The organism is Ideonella azotifigens (genome assembly GCF_006519715.1).
Lineage (GTDB): Bacteria > Pseudomonadota > Gammaproteobacteria > Burkholderiales > Burkholderiaceae_C > Ideonella > Ideonella azotifigens.
This window is the reverse complement of the sequence record NZ_VIDT01000637.1, coordinates 1-3,192: the sequence shown is the minus strand read 5'-3', so window position 1 is coordinate 3,192 and position 3,192 is coordinate 1. Positions and strand designations below refer to the sequence as shown.

3 protein-coding genes are annotated in these 3,192 nt (G+C 69.0%); 2 read left to right on the top strand and 1 reads right to left on the bottom strand.

The genetic code is table 11. From position 1 onward, the window contains the following. A partial coding sequence (locus FKP22_RS32745; RefSeq protein WP_375140615.1) for a choice-of-anchor tandem repeat GloVer-containing protein occupies positions 1-202 on the top strand: 202 nt, incomplete at its 5' end. A 27-nt stretch (positions 203-229) separates the two neighbouring features. Here the strand turns inward: FKP22_RS32745 and FKP22_RS25435 are convergent. Next, positions 230-1,543 (bottom strand): MFS transporter, encoded by a 1,314-nt coding sequence (locus FKP22_RS25435; RefSeq protein ID WP_141290526.1) that lies wholly within the window; start codon positions 1,541-1,543, stop codon positions 230-232. A 335-nt stretch (positions 1,544-1,878) separates the two neighbouring features. Here FKP22_RS25435 and FKP22_RS25430 point away from each other — a divergent pair, with 335 nt between their 5' ends. After that, positions 1,879-3,039, top strand: coding sequence for a rhodanese-like domain-containing protein (locus FKP22_RS25430; RefSeq protein WP_141290524.1), 1,161 nt, complete (start codon positions 1,879-1,881; stop codon positions 3,037-3,039). The last annotated feature ends 153 nt before the right edge of the window (positions 3,040-3,192 follow it).

Sequence of the window (3,192 nt, the reverse complement as noted above, 5' to 3'; positions counted from 1 at the left end):
AGGTGGCAGCGCCGACGTGGGCACGGTCTACCGCGTGGCGCTGGACGGCAGCTTCACCCAGCTGCACAGCTTCGACACCACCAGCCCGGCCGGCTACGCCCCTTACGACCGGCTTACCCCCGCGCCCGATGGCAGCCTCTACGGCACCACTTGGCACGGCCCGGCCGGGGCCTCCGGCACGGTGTTTCGCATCCAGCCCTGAGGCACAGGTGACCGAGGGGGCGCGGCCTCAGACCGTGCCCTCCTCCACCACCTCGGTACCTGACACATGCACCGCCCGCGGCAGCTCCCGCACGCCGCGGATGATGGGCAGCTGCCAGGCGACCAGCGCCAGCAGCGAGCAGCCGATGCCGGCAAAGCCCAGCGACCAGCGCAAACCCATGTGCTCGCCCAGCCAGCCGCCGATCATTGCGCCCGGTGCTGCGGGCAGCAGGATCAGCCAGCGCATGGTGCTGGTCATGCGGCCCAGCAGCGGCTCGGGCGTCACGGCCTGGCGCAGCGAGATGAAGTTGATGAAGATCAGGATCGCGCCGACGCCAAAGCAGCTCAGCATCAGCGCGAAACACGCCACGCCCCAGGGCCCGACCGGTGCCACCGCCAGCAGCAGCCAGCCGGCCGCGGTGCCGGCAAAACCTGTCACCAGGCAAGGCCCCGGCCCCAGCTTCTGGCTGATGCGCCCGCCCAGCAGGCTGGCGGTGACCGTGCCCACGCCCAGGCCCACGTAGCTCAGCCCCACCGCATGCTCGCTCATGCCCAGCGTGCGGGTGGCGAACAGGATCTGCACCACCGTCGCCGCCTGATGGCACATCTGCCACAGGCCCACGCAGCTGGCCAGCGTGATCAGCAAACGCTGGCGCCAGACGAACTGCAGGCCGGCGCGCAGGTCGGCCCAGAAGCGGCCAGGCGGCGTGCTGCCGCGCTGCTCCTCGACCTTCAGGCCCCGCAGGATCCACGACGAGCCGACCAGCAGCACAGCGTCCACCAGCAAGGCCACCGGCGCGCCCAGCACGCGGATCAAGGCCCCCGCCACGCCCGGGCCCGCGACTTCGGCACCGGAGCTGGCCAGCGCGTTCTTGGCATGCGCTTCGACCAGGCGCTCACGCGGCACGACCTGGGTCAGCACGATCTGCGAGGCCGAGCCCGCCGTCGTGTGCACCAGGCCGATGAAAAACCCCACCATGTACATCCAGGGCATGCCCAGCCAGCCCAGCCACCAGGCGATGGGCACGGTGGCCACGGCGGCCGCCAGCGTCAGTTCACCCGCGATGTAGACCGGCAGCTTGCGCACCCGGTCCAGCCACACGCCCGAGGGCAGCGAAAACAGGATGAAGGGCAACAGCTCCATCGTCGTCAGCGTGCCCATCTGGGTCGGCGTGGCGTGCAGCAGCACCGCGGCGGTGAGCGGCAGGGCCAGCATCGTGACCTGGCCGCCCAGCGAGCTGATCAGGATCGAGGACCAGAGCCGGCGGTAGATCCGGTCTCGCAGCAAGTCGTCGGGCGCGAGTCGCAGGCGCTCGCGAAAGTTGTTCCACCAGGACCTCATGGGCCGCCTCACCTGTCTTTTTGTCGGCGGGCTGTCGCAGCCGGCCTCTGACCCCACGCAGCCGGGTCACGGCCTGGCGCAAGGGCGGTCGGCGATGCTAGCAGGCCGGCCGCGCGGCTCGTGCACCCGGCGCCTGCGGGCCTGCGGGCCTGAAAGGCCCGGCGTGGCGCCAACGCCTCATCCCGGCACGGCCCCCTAGGTTCCGTGAAATATGACACGGAACTTACGCTTAACATCCTTCCGCCTATGGATATGAGTTTCATCGCCACGGCCTGAACGGAACGCCGCGAAGTCCGGTCCGGGCCGTCCCTCATGACACTGGAAATGACTCAAGAATGAACAAGATCCTGTCGTTGGTTGCGGTCTGCGTGCTGGCCCTGTCGGGCGCCGTCAGGGCCGCTGAATCCCCTGCACTCACGGCCATCATTGCCCTGGAGCCCACGTCGAAGAAGGACGGCATGATGCTGTCGCGCACCGGCATGGCAACCAGCCTGGGCAAGCTGGTCGGCAGCCCCGTGACGGTCAGCGCCAGCGAAGACCTGGCCGACGTCATGCGCGCCACGCGCAGCGCCGGCTACGACGTCTTCGTCGCGCCGCCGCAGGTCGCGGCGTCGGCGCTGCAGCATGGCTACGAGCTGGTTGGCTCGACCGACCGGGCCGAGCAGTACCTGCTGATAGGCCGCAACAGCCTGGCCTCTGCCAAGAACGCGCGCGGCGCCCGCATCTACCTGCCGCAGCAGGATTCGATCTACACCTACATGGCGCGCGGCATGCTGAATGCCAACGGCCTGTCGCTGAAGGACCTGTCCGACGTGCGCTACGAGCGCTATCCGCAGGCAGGGCTGACGGCGCTGGCCATCGGCGCGTCCGACCTGACGGTGGTGCGCCAGAGCGACTGGGACGAATGGGCCAATGGCAACCCCGGCATGGCCAAGGTGCTGGCCACCTCGACGCCGGTGCCCGGCGGCCTGTCGGTGGTGGTGAAGAAGGAGCTGCCGCCGGAGATGCGCACCAAGATGACGGCCTGGTTTGCGAACAGCGCGCCGGCCATGGGGCTCAAGCCGGTCACCGTGCATGACGACCTGAGGGAATACAAATCGGTGGCCGAGCTGGGCGTGTTCACGCCGCTGTCGCTGCCCGGCGCAACGCTGGTGCACGCCAATGAGGTACAGGAATTGGTGGCCCAGGGCGCCGTGCTGGTGGACGCCCGCAACGACAAGGAATACGGCGCCAAGCACATCCCCGGCGCGGTGCTGATTCCCTATGTCGAGAAAAGCCTGAAGGACATTGCCTTCGACGCCAAGCAGGACGACTTCTCCGGCCTGGCCAAGCTGGACCTGAGCAAGCCCACCATCTTCGCCTGCAACGGCCCGGAATGCTGGAAGTCGTACAAGGCCAGCCGCGCGGCGATCAGCAAGGGCATGAAAACGGTGTACTGGTTCCGCGGCGGCCTGCCCGAATGGGAAGCCAGCGGCATGACGGTCGCCCGGCAGTGAGCAGCGGCCCGCTTCAGACCGCCAGCCCGAGGTAAGCCTCGGTGGCGGCAGCGTTCACACCTGCCGTGTCCCGAGACTGGCTGGCCCAGGCTCCGAAGGCCTCGTAGGCCCGCACGAAGCGGCGCAGTTCCTCGGTGGTCGCGCGGTCCTCGC

What these genes read in the sequence shown, in the direction of transcription:
- FKP22_RS25435 (WP_141290526.1), bottom strand. Translation starts at nt 1,543, where the DNA reads ATGAGGTCCTGGTGGAACAACTTTCGCGAGCGCCTGCGACTCGCGCCC.
- FKP22_RS25430 (WP_141290524.1), top strand. Translation starts at nt 1,879, where the DNA reads ATGAACAAGATCCTGTCGTTGGTTGCGGTCTGCGTGCTGGCCCTGTCG.